This window comes from Microbacterium sp. EB106-03-03-XG65, assembly GCF_058791955.1.
In genome coordinates this window covers 1,364,735-1,381,213 of record NZ_JBYTEB010000001.1, presented here as the reverse complement: position 1 = coordinate 1,381,213, position 16,479 = coordinate 1,364,735, and the positions used below count along the sequence as shown (strand labels likewise).

Sequence of the window (16,479 nt, the reverse complement as noted above, 5' to 3'; positions counted from 1 at the left end):
AGCCTAGGGCTTCGACGTACGCCATCCCGCTCGGGTCAGATGCCGCCGTCGATCGAGCGGATCACGTCGCCGGGCTCGTCGGGCACCATCACCTGAGTCTCGCGGTTGAGGCTCTCGCCGCGGAAGAACCGCTTCGACCGCGGGAACAGGTACCAGAGGAACATCAGCACCAGGCCGAAGGCGAGCGATCCGATGCCGATCACGAAGGTGCCGCCGATGCCGAAGAGCACGGTGTAGCCGTAGTCCACGTCCCACATGTCGATCGCCGACTGCACGAAGGCTCCCGTCAGCATGAGGCCGCCGAGCAGCGGGAACAGGCCCTTGAAGAAGAAGTCCCTCGCCGACCGCGTGAGGTCCGTTCGGAAGTACCAGACGCAGGCGAACCCGGTGATCGCGTAGTAGAACGCGATCGCGAGACCCAGCGACAGGATCGAGTCCTGCAGGATGTTGTCGCTGATCAGGGTCATGCCGACGTAGTAGACCGATGCGACGACCCCCATCACGATCGTCGAGAACGACGGCGTCTTGTAGGTCGGGTGCACCTCTTTGAACTTCGCGGGGAGCGCCCGGTAGACCCCCATCGCGAGCGTGCCGCGGGCGGTCGGAAGGATCGTCGTCTGCGTCGAGGAGACCGCCGAGATGATCACGGCGACGACCAGCACCCAACCGAAGGGCCCGAGGAGCCCGTCTTTGATCGCGAGGAAGAAGTCGTCGGCGTTGGCCTCGTTGCCGAGCCCCGTGCCGGAGTCGCCGAGACCCGCGTACATCATGGCCGCGATCGTGACGCCCACGTAGGTGAACAGCAAGATGACGGTCGTGAGCAGTGCAGCGCGCCCGGGGATGCGCTTGGGGTCTTTGGTCTCCTCGTTGAGGGCGAGGCAGGTGTCCCAACCCCAATAGATGAAGAGAGCGAGCAGGATCGACTCGGTGAAGCCCGACCACGAGGTGAAGCCGAAGGGATTGAGCCACTCGAGATCGAACGGCGTGGGGTTCGGAGCGGTGCCGCCGAAGAACTGCCACAGGGCGGCCACGACGAAGATCGCGAGGGCAAGGTACTGGATGCCGAGCAGGACGTTCTGGATGCGCTCGCCGATCTCGACGCCCCGCCAGCTCACCCATGTCATGGCCGCGATGAAGAGCACCGCCACCACGATGATGCGCCAGTCGTTGTTCTCGATGTCGAATCCGATGAGCGACCAGAAGTACACCGACGCGATCTGGGCGAGGTTCGCGAGCACGACCATCCCCGCGACCGCGACGCCCCAGCCTCCCATCCACCCCACCCAGGGGCCGAACGCCTTGGTCCCCCACGTGAACGTGGTGCCGCAGTCGGGTACGGCGTTGTTCAGCTCACGGTAGGCGAAGGCGATCAGCAGCATCGGGACGAAAGCGATGATGAAAGCGATCGGCGCCTGCGCTCCGACGGCGAGCACCACGAACCCGAGCGTCGCGACGAGCGAGTACACCGGCGCGGTGGATGCCAGGCCGATCACGGTGGATCCCCACAGGCCCAACGAACCGCTGGCGAGCCCCTTGCCGTCGGGGCGTTCGAGATGGATCGGCGTCGTAGCTGACATGCTCAGAACATACGGCTACTGCGTATATCGCGTCAATCGTTTTCTTTGATCGACGGAATCCGTGGGATCAGTCCCCGACAGCAACCGATTCCGTCGATCTAGTCTCGGACGATCATGCCGTCGGCATGGTCGGCGACCCACTCGACGAGCGGCAGCATTCGTTCCATCAGATCGCGCCCGAGCGGCGTGAGGCTGTACTCGACGTGCGGCGGCACCGACGGGAATGACTCGCGCAGCACGAGGCCGTCGTCGGCGAGGGTTCGCAGGGTCGAGGCCAGCATCTTCTCGCTGATGCCGCCCACTTCCCGACGCAGCTCGCCCCAGCGTCGCGTGCCATCCGACAGCGACGACAGCACCAGCACTCCCCACTTGCTCATGACGTGGTCGAGAATCACTCTCGTGCTGCAGCCGGGCTCGAAGATCTGCGGGGTGGACTCCCGGATCTGCGCATAACTAACCGTCATGTAGGTACCTTACTTGAAAGTGGGTACCCGCTCAGCGGAATGTTCGTCGAGTCTGCCGCGGTTGTGGCTCATGTCACCTACGAAAGGACACCCCATGACCATCCTCGTCACCGGCTCGACCGGCAGCCTCGGACGCCTCGTCATCGACAGCCTCCTCGAGCGCGGGGCAGACCCGCAGTCGATCGTCGCCGGCGCGCGCGATACCGCCAAGGCACAGGATCTGGGCGTGCGGGTCGCTCAGCTGGACTACACGGACCCCTCCTCGATCGCCACGGCGCTCGAGGGAGCCGACTCTGTGCTTCTGATCTCGGGATCGGAGGTCGGTCAGCGCGTGCCGCAGCACCAGGCCGTGATCGACGCGGCGAAGGCCGCGGGCGTGACGAAGTTCGTCTACACCAGCGCCCCCCGGGCCACGACGAGCGACCTCGTCCTCGCCCCTGAGCACAAGGCCACCGAAGAGGCGATCGTCGCCGCCGGCCTGCCTTCGGTGATCCTGCGAAACAACTGGTACACCGAGAACTACGCCGCCGACCTCGCCCGCGCAGCCGAAACCGGTGTGCTGGCATCCGGCGCAGGTGACGGACGCGTCGCCTCGGCCAGCCGCAAGGACTTCGCCGAGGCCGCAGCGGCCGTGCTGCTCGAAGACGGCCACATCGGCCGCGTGTACGAGCTCGGCGGCGACGTCGCGTGGAACTACGAAGAGCTCGCGGCAGCGATCGCCGAGGTGACGGGTCGCGACGTGACCTATCAGCCGCTGAGTGCCGACGAGCAGTTCGCGGGATTGCAGGCGGCCGGTCTCGACGACGGAACGGCAGGCTTCGTGGTCGCTCTCGACGCCGGCATCGCGGCGGGCGCTCTCTCCGAGACCGACGGCACGCTCGCGCGCCTCATCGGTCGACCGACGACACCTCTGGCAGAAGGCCTGCGCTCGATCGCCTGATCAGCCTTTCTCCCGCTGCCTGTCACGCCCCATGAGGCGCCGATCGTCCCCACGGTCGGCGCCTCGGCGCGCTCACGCGGACTCAGTCCGACGATGCCTCCCGAGGGTGGACATACGCGATCGTGAGCACGATTGCGACGGGCCCCAGCCCGTCCTCCGCCAGCACCTTCCCGATGGCCCGGCGGGCGTCTCTGAGCAGCTCGACGGCACTCGCGGAGTACTCGATGCCGAGCGACGCCTCGACCTCCACCCCGTCGTCTGCGAAGCGGACGGCGACGAGAGGCTCGTCCACCCGGCTGATGCCGATCGCCACGGCGCTCTCGCCGACGAGGTTCGACATCAGCGAGCCCGCGCGGTAGACACTGCGCACGCCCGCCGTCGCCAGCACGGCGGCCTCGATCCGCTCGGCGAGTCCGGGCAGGGCTGTCGTGGTCATGATGCCTCCTCCGGCGCGTTGCCGACCCTCTGGATGTCCCGCACGGAGACGTCGATCGCCGCGACCGTGAGCGATGTCTGGCGCCGCAGACGCTCGGCGACCTCTTCGCGCAGGCGGTCGACCGCCCGCGGGATGGATTCGCCGTAGACGGCATTGACCTCGATGGCGATCCTGATCGGCTCGCCCACGATCGTCACATCGCCGTCGAGCGTCGACCGCCCGACGAGGATGCCCGGCACCGCGTTCTCCGCCGAGCGGATGAGTCCACGCACCGCCCCCTCGGTGATGCCGAAGTCGACGACAGGGTCGGGCTCCGCGAACGGGATCCGACGCCCGGCGCGGGCGTCCAGGGCGATGCCGGAGAGGATGCGATCGACCCAACTGTCATCGACCTCGGGCATCGCCGCGGCATCCGCCTCGATGAGCTGGCTGCCGAGGCCGCGGAGCCTCTCGAGCGCGTCGAGTGCGAGTTGACACCCGGGAGAGCCCTCGATCGACGGATCGAGGGGAAGCCTGCCCGCTTCGAGGTAGTCGCTGAGTTCTTCGAGTGTGTGCCCGTCGAGATCGCCCGGCTCGAGTCCGAGCTGACGAACGTCGGGCGTCGCCTGATCATCGCTCATCGCCAGGCCTCCATTCGCACGATCATGAACTTGCGGGCCCTCGCGAGAAGACCACGCGCCGTCGACACCGAGATGTCGAGTTCGGCGGCGATCTCGTCATACGAGTACCCGCCCATCTCCCGGAGCACCCAGCACTCGCGTTGGGCGGCCGGAAGCTCTTGCAACGCGGCCCCCAGAGCCTCGATGCCCGCTCGGGCCTCCACCACCCGCGCCGGCGACCCGTGGGACGGCGCTGCCTGCTCCACATCGTCGACATCGACCATCGGCCGCAGTGCTCGGATGCGATCCACCGCCTTGCGGCTCACGATGCGCATCAGCCAGCTCCTGACCTTCGAAGGGTCGTCGAGTTCGGAGAACCGCTGCCACGCTGTCACGAACGTCTCTTGCACGATGTCGTCGACGTCGGCCGAGGCGTTCAGCATCCGCTGCGTGTACGCGCGCATCATCGGCGTGTACCTGCGCACGAGCACCGCGAATGCAGCGACGTCCCCATCCATCGCCCGCCCCGCGACGATCCGATCGTCGGCCTGCTCGAGTGCAGAGCGAAAGCGTTCCCCAGCCATGCGTCGACTCCCTTTTCCATTCCCCCGAATAGATTCGGAGCGGACCCGCGATCGGATCGGATCATCGACCCGATCACGAGGTCACGAGATGCTGATCCGATCACTCGTTCGCATCTCGACGGCTCACAGGACACGCGTCTCCGGGGAGTCGGCGGCGGCGGCGACGTCGTCCGACGCGTCATCGGAGGGGATGTGGACGTCGTTGATGGTCACGTTGACCTCGACGGCCTGCTTGCCCACGTACTCGCTCATCGCGACGGAGACGGCGGCGCGCACATCGTCCGCGACCTTCTGCAGCGACGCCGGGTATTCGGCGACGATCGTCACGTCTACAGCGACCTGGGTCTCACCGACCTCGACGCTGACGCCCTGGGTGAGGTCTGTGGAGTTGAGGGCGTCGCGGATCGCTCCGACCGCGCGTGCGGCTCCCCCGCCGAGCGCATGGACGCCAGCGACCTCGCGAGCCGCGATGCCGGCGATCTTCGCGACCACGCCGTTCTCGATGATCGTCGCACCTGTCGACGCCACGGTCGATCCGACCGGTGCGACCTGGACCTCGGGCTGCTGTGCGTTCGAGACGTTCGCCATCATGTGCTCCTTCATCCGTGTGATCCGATCCCCTGCGGGGACGGCCGCCGTGCAGCGACACCACTAAGACGGATGCCGGAACCAGATCGTCACAGATTCACCTGAAAATCTCTCCAATATGCACCCTGTTGCCAAGAGTGCAATAATGCACTACATGAGTGAAAGTGCAGATTCATTGCGAGAGCAGCGCAAGCGCGACACGTCGCGCGCGCTCACCGACGAGGCACGGCGGTTGACGACGGAGCACGGTTTCGCGGGCTTCACGATCGAGGAGCTCTGCGCTGCGGTCGGCGTCTCGCGGCGCACGTTCTTCAACTACTTCGAGAGCAAGGAGAACGCCGTGTTCGGGTTCGCTGCGATCGACTCGCGGCAGGAAGCGCTCGAAGCGGAGTTCGTCGCACAGGACGGCGACCTGCTCGACGACTTCATCGCACTGACGATCGCGCGATTCGATCTCTTCAACCCCCTCGAGGACGCGCCGGCGCTCTTCGCGGTGATCGAGCAGGAGCCTCGACTGCTCAAGGCCGCGTTCGAGCAGCTCGCGAAGAACGAGAGGCGCGACGGCGAACTCATCGTCCAGCGAAGCGGTGGAGGCGACGATGCCGCGCTGCGCGCCGAGGTCATGGTCCACACTGTCGGCGCCCTGGTGCGCCTGTGCATGGACCAGCTGCTGCACCACCACTCGACCGACTCCTTCAGCGACCTCGTCAGCCGACGCCTCGAGATCGCTCGCACCGTGTTCGCACCATCACAGAAAGCCCACTGAATGTCCGCCACCGCCACCAAGGATGCGCCCTTCCTGCTCACGAAGCGCCGCATCTGGATCATCTTCAGCGCCCTGATAGCGGGCATGCTGCTCTCGAGCCTCGACCAGACGATCGTCTCGACCGCCATGCCGACCATCGTCGGACAGCTCGGCGGCGTCGACCACCAGGTCTGGATCACCACGGCCTATCTGCTCGCGACCACCATCGTCATGCCCATCTACGGCAAGTTCGGTGACGTCCTGGGCAGACGCAACCTCTTCCTCGTCGCGATCGCCCTGTTCACGCTCGCCTCCGTCGGCTGCGCCTTCGCCACCGACTTCTGGATGTTCGTGATCTTCCGCGCACTGCAGGGTCTCGGCGGCGGCGGTCTGATGATCCTGTCGCAGGCGATCATCGCCGACATCGTGCCCGCGAACGAGCGCGGCAAGTACATGGGTCCCCTGGGCGCCGTCTTCGGTCTGTCGGCCGTCGCCGGCCCCCTGCTCGGCGGGTTCTTCGTCGACCACCTCACCTGGCAGTGGGCGTTCTACATCAACATCCCGGTGGGAATCGCCGCCTTCATCATCGCCCTCGTCGCGTTGAAGCTGCCCAGCAAGAAGGCCCAGAAGCCGATCGACATCTTCGGCGTGATCTTCCTCTCGATAGCGACGACCTGTCTGATCTTCTTCACCGACTTCGGCGGCGACAAGGAGTTCGGCTGGGATTCGCTCGCCACATGGGCCTGGGGAGCCGGGCTCATCGTGGCCGCGACCGCATTCGTCATCACCGAGGCCAAGGTGCAGGACCCGATCATCCCGCTGAGCCTCTTCCGCAATCCGATCTTCGTCAACGCGACCGCGATCGGTCTCGTGCTCGGCATCGGGATGTTCGCGGCGATCGGGTTCGTCCCGACGTTTCTGCAGATGTCGTCAGGCACGTCGGCCGCGGCATCCGGGCTGCTGATGATCCCGATGATGGTCGGCCTGATCGGAACGTCGATCTTCTCGGGCATCGCGATCTCGAAGACGGGGAAGTACAAGATCTACCCGATCGTCGGCACGATCCTCACGGGCATCGCGATGGTCGCGATGACGACGCTGTCGGCGACCACTCCGATCTGGCTGATCTGCGCCTTCCTCTTCGTCTTCGGTGCAGGTCTCGGCCTCATCATGCAGGTGGTCGTGCTGGTCGTGCAGAACGCGGTCCCCGCCGGCGAGATCGGCACCGCCACCAGCACGAACAACTACTTCCGAGAGGTGGGTGCCTCGCTCGGCACCGCCGTGTTCGGCACGATCTTCACGACCCGCCTGACCGAGAACCTGCTCGGCGTCTTCGCTGAGGCAGGAGCATCACCGGATGCCGCCTCGCAGGCGGCGTCGACGATCGACCCCGCGACGTTGAACTCGCTGCCGGACGAGGTCAGGGACGGCATCGTCACGGCCTACGCGGATGCTCTCGCGCCGGTCTTCTGGTTCCTGGTGCCCTTCATCGCTCTCGCTCTGGTGCTCTCGCTCTTCCTCAAGCAGATTCCGCTGTCGGACCAGGCCGGACTCGTCGCTCGGGGCGAGGCGATCAGCGGGGAGGAGGCCGAGCGGCTCGAGGCGGAGCAGCGCGGTGCGGGGCAGACCGCGGTGCCGACCGCCGGCGGCGATGTCGCGGACGACCGGCGAACAGCTCCGCCGAGCACTCGCTGACCCTGTCGACACACGACGGGCCCGCTCCTCACGCTGAGGAGCGGGCCCGTCGTCTCTCGCCTCGGATCAGGGAAGATCTTCGACCTCGAGCTCGTCGGGGTGATCGGCGTTGTCGCCCGCGGCCTTCTGGTCCTCCCCCGGAGTCGCCGGGTCGACCTCGGGATCGGGGTCGTTCGTCACGAAGTCGGCGTCGACTCCGGTCGCGTCGATCTCGGCGCCTTCTTCGGGTGCTGCCTGGGGATCTGACATGTTCGCTCCGATCGTCTGTTGCGGGAAAGTACGATCAGCCTTCCGTCGACCAGCGGATCGAGCATCCCCCTTGACACCTCATCGATCACTGTCCCACATGCCGCAGAGCAAAAGTCAGAGGTCGTCCCACGGGGTGAACTCGACCGTCACGTCGTCGCCGTCGATCGTGTACCTGCCGAGGAGATCGGTCGCGTAGTCGGTCGTTCCTGTCCCCGACGAGGCTGCCCCCTCGGCGGGATACCAGAAGACGACCTTGACCATGAATCGGTGGTCGGTCCGGAAGGAGACGTCGTATGGCGCCCGGACGACGCCGGTGGTCGAAGGGTCCTGTTGCCTCAGGATCGAAGGGCACGCGGCATCCCCTGAGGTTCCGGGTTCGACGCAGGCGTCGGCGCGGACGTTCGCCGCGTCGATGAGCGCCTTCTGCAGAGACTCGGTCGCGGCCACCGCGAGTTCGGCCGTCGCCGTCGGCGGGAGGCCCACGAGTTCCGCAGGCGCGATCGAGAAGTACATGCCCAGGTCGGGGCCGGTCAGATCGTAGACGGCGGGGTACACCCGCACCGGCTCAGACCGCGAATCCGCAGAGACTCCGGGGACATGGCTCACCGCCAGCTCGAGCTCGGTCCCGGCGAGATCGACCTGCTCCACACCGGCAAGGGAGATCCGATCCGAGACTGACACGGTCGCCTCGACTGTCAGCGGCTCATCGGGTCGCCATCCCGGCTGCAGCAGCCATGTCGCGCCCGCATCACGGGTCACGGTGAACGTGTGGGTGAAGGACTGCGCAGCAAGCTCCATGACTGCCTCGACCTCGGCCGTGTCGCCCTCGCGCCCCGTGGTGACGACGGACACCACCTCGATACGTGCGGTGGCGGCACCGAGGACGTCGTCGGTCAGGTACGCGTCGTCCGTATCGGATGCGGAAGGGTCGACGATCTGCGCGGCCGCGGAAGCATCACCGTCAGAGATCGCCTCGAGGTACGAGCTCACCACATCCGACGGATCGCTGGAGGTGGAGACCACTGCCACCGCGGTGAGATAACCCCCGACCGCCAGCACGGCCGCACCGAGAGCGATCCACACGCGTCGGTTGCCCCGTGCCGCTGGCACCGTCGCCGAATCGCCCGTCGTCGAAGTTGTCGTCACGTGTTCGATCCCTGTCTTTCAGGTCCTCATCGAGCTCTTTCCCTCAGACTAGAGCGTCACCCGGACGGTGGTGGGAAGTCTCGACCCCTCGCTTCCGCCCTGCGCTCTCGGTACGCTGTCGGGAAACCTGCGCGATCCGGAGGGGACGTGCGTCGGCGGAGGGGACGAGAATGGGCAGTCTTGCAGATGTCACGGGCCGGATGAAGAGAGCCGCCATCGATGCGTGGATGGCAGAGAACATCTACACGCAGCTGGACGACAAGTACGTTGCGTCGTACGGGTCTTCCGAGCAGTACGAGGTCTCTCGTCCTTCGGAGTCCGGGCCATACACCTGCACAGTGACCTCCAGCCCTGTGTGGGGACTGGGGTACTCCGAAGAACCCGCAGACACGGAAGAGCGGATCGACGGCGTCCGCTCTCAACTCCAGGAGGGCTGGGACACGATCGTCACGTCGATCGATGAATCGGTCCTGGACTGGGAAGAGCTTCCCGAGGCGTCGTCGATGGACGCTGTCGACACCGCGTGTGCAACCATCATCTCGAAGCTCGGCGGCGCGACGATGAACGAGGCATCGTCGGTGACGACGGTCGGGGGCGACCTCGCCACCGCCATGAGCCGCATGTTCTACGAATCGGACTGCATCGCAAGTCCGGCCCTCAATGACTTCAAGACTCGGTACATCGACGAGGGCGGCCTCCGTTCCCTCCGATTGACTGCCATGGTCGAGGTGGTCCAGCAGGCGGCCCTCGCTGAGCAGAACGTTCTCCTCAAGGCCAAAGAGGACCTGGATGAAAGACTCGAAGGGCACGTAGACGCCTTCAAGGCTCTCTCCGGTCGGGGCGGCGGCGACCCGAAGGCCGTGCTCGCGGTCGTCGGGGCGGCCATCGCCGGCGCCGCCCTGTTCGTACCCTCGGGCGGAACGAGTGCGCTCGTGCTCGCAGGTGGGGGAATCCTCGTGGGCCTCGCCGACAAGCTCACTCCGCCCGCCGCCGCCGCTGAGGAGAGCATCAGTTTCTCTGACGTCTCGGCAGGCCTCTCCTCTCTCTCCTCGAGCCTGCAAGAGCTGTCCCGCGCGCTCAACCGGGAAGAGACGTCGCTGCGGACGGCGTTGAACGAGACGGCAGACTCCGTCCGCTCGAACTCCGCCGCATTCATGCTGAGCCCCGCCCCGATCTACGACCTCCTCCCCGCCGCCGACCTGCACGTCGAGCCGGCGCGCGCCTACAACCTGGCGCGCTCGTACATTCCGAATGCAGCCGAGCACGCCCGCGGACAGGCAGACCCCGTGGTGCAGTTGGGCACTCTGTTCGCTGAGACCACGACACGCCCCTACGCAGTCGGCTCGAGCACGAACGGTCCCGGCAACGCCGTCATCTCGATCACGACGATGACCAGCACGCTTCTGCAGGAATTCGCCTTCGACCTGGAGAACGGGGCGCTCAACCTCGACCTCGCCATCCAGGACTACGAAGGGTACGAAGAATCCACGGCCACGCAACTGCAGACGCTTGCCGACGAGATCGCCTCCGGCGTCACCCACGACGGCGGGCAGGACGAAGACCTCATCACCCCGTCATACATCCCCGGCGGCGGAAACCTCCGACAGCTCATGGAGTAGCGGCGCTCAGCGCGACGCGGCCCACGAGGTGCGCGGTCAGCCTTCAGCGTGTCTCAGAGCCGGGCAAGCCCGACGGGTCGGCGTGGCGGGCTGAACCGTCATCGTGGTTCGGCCCGTGCCCAGAGAAAGAGAAAGGCTCCAGACCGAGAAACCCGGATTCTGGAGCCATATCTTGTAGCAGGAGCGGGGCTTGAACCCGCGACCTCACGATTATGAGTCGTGCGCTCTGACCAGCTGAGCTACCCTGCCGCACTGTATCCGCATCGCAGATACGAACACTGTGAGCCCCGAGTCAGGATTGAACTGACGACCCCTTCCTTACCATGGAAGTGCTCTGCCACTGAGCTATCGGGGCGTGCTGCCCCTCGCGGGGCAACCACACGAGAATACCATCTCCATGGCGTCCTCATGAAATCGAGCCGATCAGTACGAGGTCCGACCCGCGTTCTCGCGCAACCACGGCAGCGGATCGATCGTGCTGCCGTTGATGATGATCTCGAAGTGCAGGTGCGCGCCGTAGGAACGGCCGGTGTTTCCGGTGTGACCGACGATGTCGCCGACCTTCACCTTGTCGCCGGCCTTGACCTGCAGCGAGCCGTACTGCATGTGCGAGTAGTGGCTCGTGATGACCTGTCCGTCGATCACGTGATCGATGTAGACGGTCACGCCGTATGCGTTGCCCTGCTCGGTGGCGATGCGCACCACGCCGTCGGCGATCGCCTGGATCGGAGCGCCTTCACCGGGCACGAAGTCGATGCCCTCGTGCAGCCGGCCCCAACGCATGCCGTATCCCGAGCTCATGCCCACGCCGACCTTGAACGGCCACTGGATGGCCGCTTCGGTGTCGTTGGTGAAGATTTCGTTGGAGTAGTTGATGCCCTCTTCCGACGCGACCTGCACGAGCGAGACCGTCGAGAAGCTGTCCGACCGGGCGAGCGATTCGTTCTGCACGTCGGACGAGGTGACGAATGCTTGGATCTCGCCGTCCGACGCCGCCTTCGATGCGGACCCGGCCGAGGCGACCAGCGAGGTCGATGCGAGGTTCTGTCCGCCCTGGACCGCGGCGACGGCCTCGGCGGGGAGCGTCATGCCGACCGCGAGGAGGCCTGCGAGGCTCATGACCCCGACAGTCGCGCCGAGAGCGAGGAAACGGCGGGGTGTGCGTCGACCGACGGCCACGTGAGGCGTGGACGACTCGGATGCCGTGGAGTCGCGGTCGATCTTCGGCGTCTCGGTGACCGGAGTGCTGCCCGTCGCGACAGAGCGGAACGCACGTGCTGCCGACTCGAACGCATCCTCGCCATCGGAGTCGACGGATGCGGACGCGAGGGGTGCGGATGCCGGAGGCGCCGCATGTGCCGTCGCCGCGTCGATCTCGACCTCAGCGGGCGCGACCTCGACCTCGACCTCGACCGCGACCTCAGCGGACACGACCTCGGTGACGAGCACGACCTCATCCGTTGACGAGTCGGCGTTCGCTGCGGCCACTGCCGTGGCGGCCACGAAGATCTCGGCCGTGCTCAGACGCTGGCGGGCCGCGCGGCGCGAGAGCGGCGTCTCGGGGACAGCAGCCTCGGAGACAGCAGCGGAGTCTTCGGGGATGACTGCCGCTGTTCCTGCTGCGGAGGCCTCGTAGGCCGCGGTGCGGGGTCGACTGGATCGGCGCGTGGGCACAGAGGCAGCCTGGGAATTCTCTAGGGGCAAAACAGATTCTCTCGGGTTAAGCGTCAAGCTCGGGGGCGCTTGTGTCTTTCATCGATTCGGGGCCGGTGAAAGTAACGATCGGATAAACCCTAGCCTGCTCCACCTGGGAATGCCATGAAATCGTCACGTTTCATATCGAGAAGTTCGAGGAGCCGGGCATGGACCTCGGTTCCACCGGCGATGAGCATGGGTCTCAGCGATGAGGTGTCGAGTCTGCTGACCCGGCCTCCCGCTTCACTCACGAGCAGGGCGCCCGCTGCGAAGTCCCAGGGCTTGAGTCCGCGTTCGAAGTATCCGTCGAGGCGTCCGGCCGCCACGTAGGCGAGGTCGAGAGAGGCAGCGCCTGCCCTGCGCAGGTCGCGAGCGATCGGCATCACGCGGCGCACCGTCGCGAGGTCACCGTCGTGCGTCGCCGGGTCGTAGCCGAAGCCCGTCGCCAGGAGGGCGCCCGCAGGACTCACGACCGAGACCTCCAGGCGCCGGTCGCCGAGCCAGGCGCCCGCTCCCCTCGCCGCGGTGAACATCTCGCCCGAAGCCGGCGCGTAGACGGCCGCGGCGAGCGCCTGCCACCGGTCGGGGTGGGCGTCACCTTCGACGGCGGCGATGCTGACGGCGTAAGCGGGTATGCCGTACGCGTAGTTGACGGTGCCGTCGATCGGATCCACGACCCACGTCACCCCCGTCGTGCCGGGGTCGGCATCCGACTCCTCGCCGAGAAATCCGTCACCCGGTCGCGACTCGCGCAGTCGCGTGCGGATCAGGTCTTCGACCTCCCGGTCGGCATCGGTCACGATGTCGGCGAGGGTGGACTTGGTCGCCGCGAGGTGCACGCCTTCGTCACGCCGGGCGCGGGCGAGGTCGCCGGCTTCGCGCGCGATGTCTGCGGCGAGCTCGGCCAGCTGCGTCGCGGTGCTCACTGGGGAGGACGCGGGGCCGGCGGGTACTCGGTGTGGGACTGCGTCGCCGGTGGAACGGGAGGCGCGGGCGGTGCCGGCGGCGCCGGAGGCGCAGACGGCGCGGGCTGCGCGTGAGGAGCCTGGGGAACGGGCGGGGCCTGCGGAACGGAATGGCCGCCCGAGGGGCCGTTCGCGTTCGATGAGGGGTCGGGGGCGACGGGGAACGGAATCGCTGCGGGGGCGGCGAGCGCTGCCGGCGGCTGCGGCGTCGACGGCCGGCCCGTGTAATAGGCGTTCCAGTCCGGAGAGCCGTCCGGCAGCACCGGCAGCGGCGTGACCGCATCGGCGTAGGTCGGCCACGCCTGCAGTGCGGGCGCGGACGCCTGCGCGGGCTGAGCGACCCGGGCCTTCTTCGGGGCGAACAGCGCGTTGAGCAGCGGGATCAGGGTCGTCCCCACCGCCGCGAGGATCGTGAGCGCCACGACGATGCGCCAATACAGCTCGCCGTACTCGAACGTGTGCGGGAAGGTCAGGAAGAACACGAGCATGGCGACGAGGGCCCCGAGGAACACGATCGTCGCGATGTAGATGATGCGGGTGAACGTGGTCACGTGACGCTGAGCGGCCGGCGTGAACAGGCGCACGTGAAGGAGCGCCAGTTGCAGGATTCCCACCACCAGCAGCAGTTGGAAGAACCGCTCGCCCGCTGTGAAGGAGAACGTGTCGTCCGGAAGCCAGATCTTCACGGCTCCGACGAGCAGAGCGACGATCCAGCTCACCATGCTCGCAAGAGACAGCCAGTCGGGGCGGTTCGGTGCGAGGCCCGCCTCGAGGATCGCGATGCCGGCGAATGCGGCGAGCAGCAGGATCGTCAGGAACGCCCTGCCGATCAGGCCGTCCTGGTCGCCGATGAGCACCCAGATGACGCAGACCAGCGCGGCGGCGATCAGGGCTCCGATCGCGATCCAGATCGCTCCGCGGATGAGCAGGGACATGTTCTTCTTCTCGACCAGCGCCGGGGGCTGCTGGGCGATCTCCGGCTGGGACATCGCGTTCCTCTCGTGAAGCGGCGTTGCGTTTCATCCTTGCATGCGAGCGCCCCGCTGCGGAGGTGTCGGCGCCTGTTGTGCACGCGCGTCACCGGATCGGGAGCGAGCACGAGGGCGCGCCACCCGATGGGCTTCAGCGTGCGGCGCGACTCGCCGACGTCGCGAAAGCGGCGATCCGCGCCTGCGCGTCGGGCGTCTCCAGCGATGCGCCGATGGATCGGGCCTCCTCGCTGAGCTGCTCGACGAAGGTCCTCTCCGGCTGCGAACGCACCAGACGCTTCGCGTGACCATAGGCATCCGCGGCACCTGCGAGCCAGAATCGCGCGACCTCCTCGGCTCGCGCGCGCACCAGATCAGCCTCTTCCGAGCCGTCCGCCCCGGCGACGGCTTCGGCCACGAGGCCCCACTCGACGGCCTCTTCGGCGGTGAGCAGACGGTCCTGCAGCACCAGCTGCAGCGCGCGACGCTGGCCCACCGCCCGCGAAAGCTGTGCAGAAACAGACAGGTCGGGGGTCAGGCCGATATTCGCGTACAGGCTCCCCAGGCGCGACCGAACACCGACGACGGCGTAATCGCTGCTGAGCAGGATGCCGAGGCCGCCGCCCGCGGTCGTTCCGTGAGCCGCTGCGACCACGGGTACCGATGACTCGGTGAGCGAACGGATGCCGGCGTTGATGACTTCGGCGAGCGCGGTGATCTCCGCGCCCGACCCCATGGTGGTCGACATGTCGATCACGTCGCCTCCCGCGCAGAACGCGGGGCCCGCGGCATCGATCAGGATGGCTTTGACGTCTGGCCGCGTCGTCGCCTCGTGGGTGGCTTCGCGCCACGCGTGCGCGAGCTCCGCATTGAAGGCGTTGAGACGCGCGGGGCGATTGAGCGTGAGTCGCGCCATCCCGTCTTCGACACCGAACAGGATGACATCACTCATGGCTTCTCCTTCGAGCGCAGGGCGTAGTGTCCCAGGCTAGTCGGGATCAGCCGTCGCCCGTACCCGCCCGACGAACGCCTCCATGCGCCTGCGGGTTCCGTCGAGGCGGAAGTCGACCTGTCCCGGCGAGCGGATCTCGTTGGGGGCGAGCGGGTGTGCGAGGCGCACGTTCTCGTGACACGACAGGTCTGCGCACATATAGGTTCCCACCGAGTCACCGCGCTCTCCCGCCTCGCCGACTCGGCGGGCGCCGAACAGCGCGACCTGGTTGCCCGGCTGCATGGTGTGACAGATGTTGCACATCCCCGAGCGCCCCCGACCGGGGTCGGACGCTCGGAGCACGACTCCCGCGATGTGCCCCTCGTGCTGCACGAGCACATAGCCACGGCGCCCTGCACCCGGGTCGCGCCACGCGAAGAAGTCCAGGTAATCCCAATCGGTCAGCACGAAGTCGTGCGGCATCTCCATGACCCGCAATTCATCGGCATCCGCGTTCACGAAGGATGCACGGACCTCCGCTTCGGTGAGAGCTCGCATCTCTCCAGTCTATGAAGCCGCCCGCTGCATGGCCTCATCCGCCTCGGAGACGATGTTGCGCATGGCGGCAGCAGCAGCTGTCCCGTCACCGCTCGCGACCGCGAACGCGACATCCCGATGCCACTGGACGGCGCTGTGGTTCGCGACGTGAGGCATGAGATCGTGCACGGTGCGCCCGCGCAGCACCGCCTCGACCGTGCCGCCGAGGGCTGCGAGCATGCCGTTGCCTGACGCGTCGAGCAGAAGACGGTGGAACCGGATGTCGGCCGTCAGATAGCGCTCGCGATCCGCCTCATGTTCTTCCTGACCCATCTCCACCACGAGGGAGACGAGATCGACCTTCTGCTGCGATGTCGCCGTTACCGCGGCGAGCTGAGCGGCGAGGGGTTCGATCACGGATCGCAGTTGGCTGAGCTCTCGCAGCTGCTCATCGCGGCCGGGTCCCGCCAGACGCCATGCGATCACCTCGGCCGCGTACACATTCCAGTCCGCACGCGGTCGCACCTCTACCCCCGACTTGCGCCGCACCCAGACCAGCCCGAACGACTCGAGCACGCGCACTGCCTCGCGCGCGGCCGATCGCGAGACGCCGCGCTCCTGCGCCAACTCGACGGTCAGCATCCGAGAACCCGGCCGATGGCGACCGTCGACGATCGCACGACCGAGCTCGTCGACGAGTGACCCGTGCACGCTGCCTGCGACGTTGGGGGCGTTCATATG

General features: G+C 66.9%; 18 protein-coding genes and 2 tRNA genes. 4 read left to right on the top strand and 16 right to left on the bottom strand.

Annotated features, from left to right (window positions below; genetic code table 11):
- Positions 1-35: 35 nt before the first annotated feature.
- Together AC3WS6_RS06505 and AC3WS6_RS06500 are read right to left on the bottom strand one after the other, a co-directional pair.
- Positions 36-1,577, bottom strand: a complete 1,542-nt coding sequence (locus AC3WS6_RS06505) for an APC family permease (RefSeq protein WP_492500240.1) — start codon at positions 1,575-1,577, stop codon at positions 36-38.
- A 98-nt stretch (positions 1,578-1,675) separates the two neighbouring features.
- A complete protein-coding gene (locus tag AC3WS6_RS06500; protein ID WP_201469055.1) occupies positions 1,676-2,041 on the bottom strand; it encodes a winged helix-turn-helix transcriptional regulator in 366 nt (121 codons plus the stop codon).
- A 94-nt stretch (positions 2,042-2,135) separates the two neighbouring features.
- Between AC3WS6_RS06500 and AC3WS6_RS06495 the strand changes: the two genes are divergently transcribed.
- Entirely contained in the window at positions 2,136-2,981 is an 846-nt protein-coding gene (locus AC3WS6_RS06495; protein ID WP_492500239.1) for an SDR family oxidoreductase, read from the top strand.
- A gap of 82 nt (positions 2,982-3,063) precedes the next feature.
- Here AC3WS6_RS06495 and AC3WS6_RS06490 read toward each other — a convergent pair whose 3' ends face one another.
- From AC3WS6_RS06490 to AC3WS6_RS06475, 4 genes are all read right to left on the bottom strand, one after another.
- Positions 3,064-3,417: a hypothetical protein gene (locus tag AC3WS6_RS06490; RefSeq protein WP_492500238.1), complete on the bottom strand. Its 354-nt coding sequence runs from the start codon at positions 3,415-3,417 to the stop codon at positions 3,064-3,066.
- The gene (locus AC3WS6_RS06485) at positions 3,414-4,037 is read right to left on the bottom strand and encodes an Asp23/Gls24 family envelope stress response protein (RefSeq protein WP_492500237.1); all 624 of its coding nucleotides are present in this window, start codon (positions 4,035-4,037) and stop codon (positions 3,414-3,416) included. The genes AC3WS6_RS06490 and AC3WS6_RS06485 overlap by 4 nt, the downstream gene beginning before the upstream one ends.
- Entirely contained in the window at positions 4,034-4,600 is a 567-nt protein-coding gene (locus tag AC3WS6_RS06480) for an RNA polymerase sigma factor (protein ID WP_492500236.1), read from the bottom strand. The genes AC3WS6_RS06485 and AC3WS6_RS06480 overlap by 4 nt, the downstream gene beginning before the upstream one ends.
- Positions 4,601-4,723: 123 nt before the next feature.
- On the bottom strand, positions 4,724-5,188 hold the full coding sequence (locus AC3WS6_RS06475) for an Asp23/Gls24 family envelope stress response protein (RefSeq protein ID WP_492500235.1): 465 nt from the start codon (positions 5,186-5,188) through the stop codon (positions 4,724-4,726).
- Between the two features lie 154 nt (positions 5,189-5,342).
- Here AC3WS6_RS06475 and AC3WS6_RS06470 point away from each other — a divergent pair, with 154 nt between their 5' ends.
- A complete protein-coding gene (locus AC3WS6_RS06470; protein ID WP_492500234.1) occupies positions 5,343-5,954 on the top strand; it encodes a TetR/AcrR family transcriptional regulator in 612 nt (203 codons plus the stop codon).
- Complete coding sequence (locus AC3WS6_RS06465) at positions 5,955-7,628, top strand: MDR family MFS transporter (protein WP_492500233.1); 1,674 nt, start codon at positions 5,955-5,957, stop codon at positions 7,626-7,628.
- Positions 7,629-7,694: 66 nt separating this feature from the next.
- Here the strand turns inward: AC3WS6_RS06465 and AC3WS6_RS06460 are convergent, their stop codons facing one another.
- On the bottom strand, positions 7,695-7,877 hold the full coding sequence (locus AC3WS6_RS06460) for a hypothetical protein (protein ID WP_492500232.1): 183 nt from the start codon (positions 7,875-7,877) through the stop codon (positions 7,695-7,697).
- A gap of 114 nt (positions 7,878-7,991) precedes the next feature.
- Positions 7,992-9,023 (bottom strand): hypothetical protein, encoded by a 1,032-nt coding sequence (locus AC3WS6_RS06455; RefSeq protein ID WP_492500231.1) that lies wholly within the window; start codon positions 9,021-9,023, stop codon positions 7,992-7,994.
- Between the two features lie 170 nt (positions 9,024-9,193).
- On the opposite strand from AC3WS6_RS06455, the gene AC3WS6_RS06450 reads away from it, so the two are divergent.
- On the top strand, positions 9,194-10,642 hold the full coding sequence (locus AC3WS6_RS06450; RefSeq protein ID WP_492500230.1) for a hypothetical protein: 1,449 nt from the start codon (positions 9,194-9,196) through the stop codon (positions 10,640-10,642).
- A 175-nt stretch (positions 10,643-10,817) separates the two neighbouring features.
- Here AC3WS6_RS06450 and AC3WS6_RS06445 read toward each other — a convergent pair.
- The 8 genes from AC3WS6_RS06445 to AC3WS6_RS06410 all read right to left on the bottom strand — a co-directional run bounded on the left by AC3WS6_RS06445 (position 10,818) and on the right by AC3WS6_RS06410 (position 16,476).
- Positions 10,818-10,891 (bottom strand) — tRNA-Met (locus AC3WS6_RS06445).
- 34 nt (positions 10,892-10,925) lie between these two features.
- Positions 10,926-10,997, bottom strand: a tRNA-Thr gene (locus AC3WS6_RS06440).
- 68 nt (positions 10,998-11,065) lie between these two features.
- A complete protein-coding gene (locus AC3WS6_RS06435; protein WP_492500229.1) occupies positions 11,066-12,316 on the bottom strand; it encodes a M23 family metallopeptidase in 1,251 nt (416 codons plus the stop codon).
- Between the two features lie 119 nt (positions 12,317-12,435).
- Positions 12,436-13,263: an inositol monophosphatase family protein gene (locus AC3WS6_RS06430; RefSeq protein ID WP_492500228.1), complete on the bottom strand. Its 828-nt coding sequence runs from the start codon at positions 13,261-13,263 to the stop codon at positions 12,436-12,438.
- Positions 13,260-14,291, bottom strand: a complete 1,032-nt coding sequence (locus AC3WS6_RS06425) for a hypothetical protein (RefSeq protein ID WP_492500227.1) — start codon at positions 14,289-14,291, stop codon at positions 13,260-13,262. The genes AC3WS6_RS06430 and AC3WS6_RS06425 overlap by 4 nt, the downstream gene beginning before the upstream one ends.
- Positions 14,292-14,424: 133 nt before the next feature.
- Positions 14,425-15,222, bottom strand: a complete 798-nt coding sequence (locus tag AC3WS6_RS06420) for an enoyl-CoA hydratase/isomerase family protein (protein WP_492500226.1) — start codon at positions 15,220-15,222, stop codon at positions 14,425-14,427.
- 36 nt (positions 15,223-15,258) lie between these two features.
- Positions 15,259-15,759 (bottom strand): FBP domain-containing protein, encoded by a 501-nt coding sequence (locus tag AC3WS6_RS06415; protein WP_492500225.1) that lies wholly within the window; start codon positions 15,757-15,759, stop codon positions 15,259-15,261.
- Between the two features lie 9 nt (positions 15,760-15,768).
- On the bottom strand, positions 15,769-16,476 hold the full coding sequence (locus AC3WS6_RS06410) for a FadR/GntR family transcriptional regulator (protein ID WP_492500224.1): 708 nt from the start codon (positions 16,474-16,476) through the stop codon (positions 15,769-15,771).
- Between the last annotated feature and the right edge of the window lie 3 nt (positions 16,477-16,479).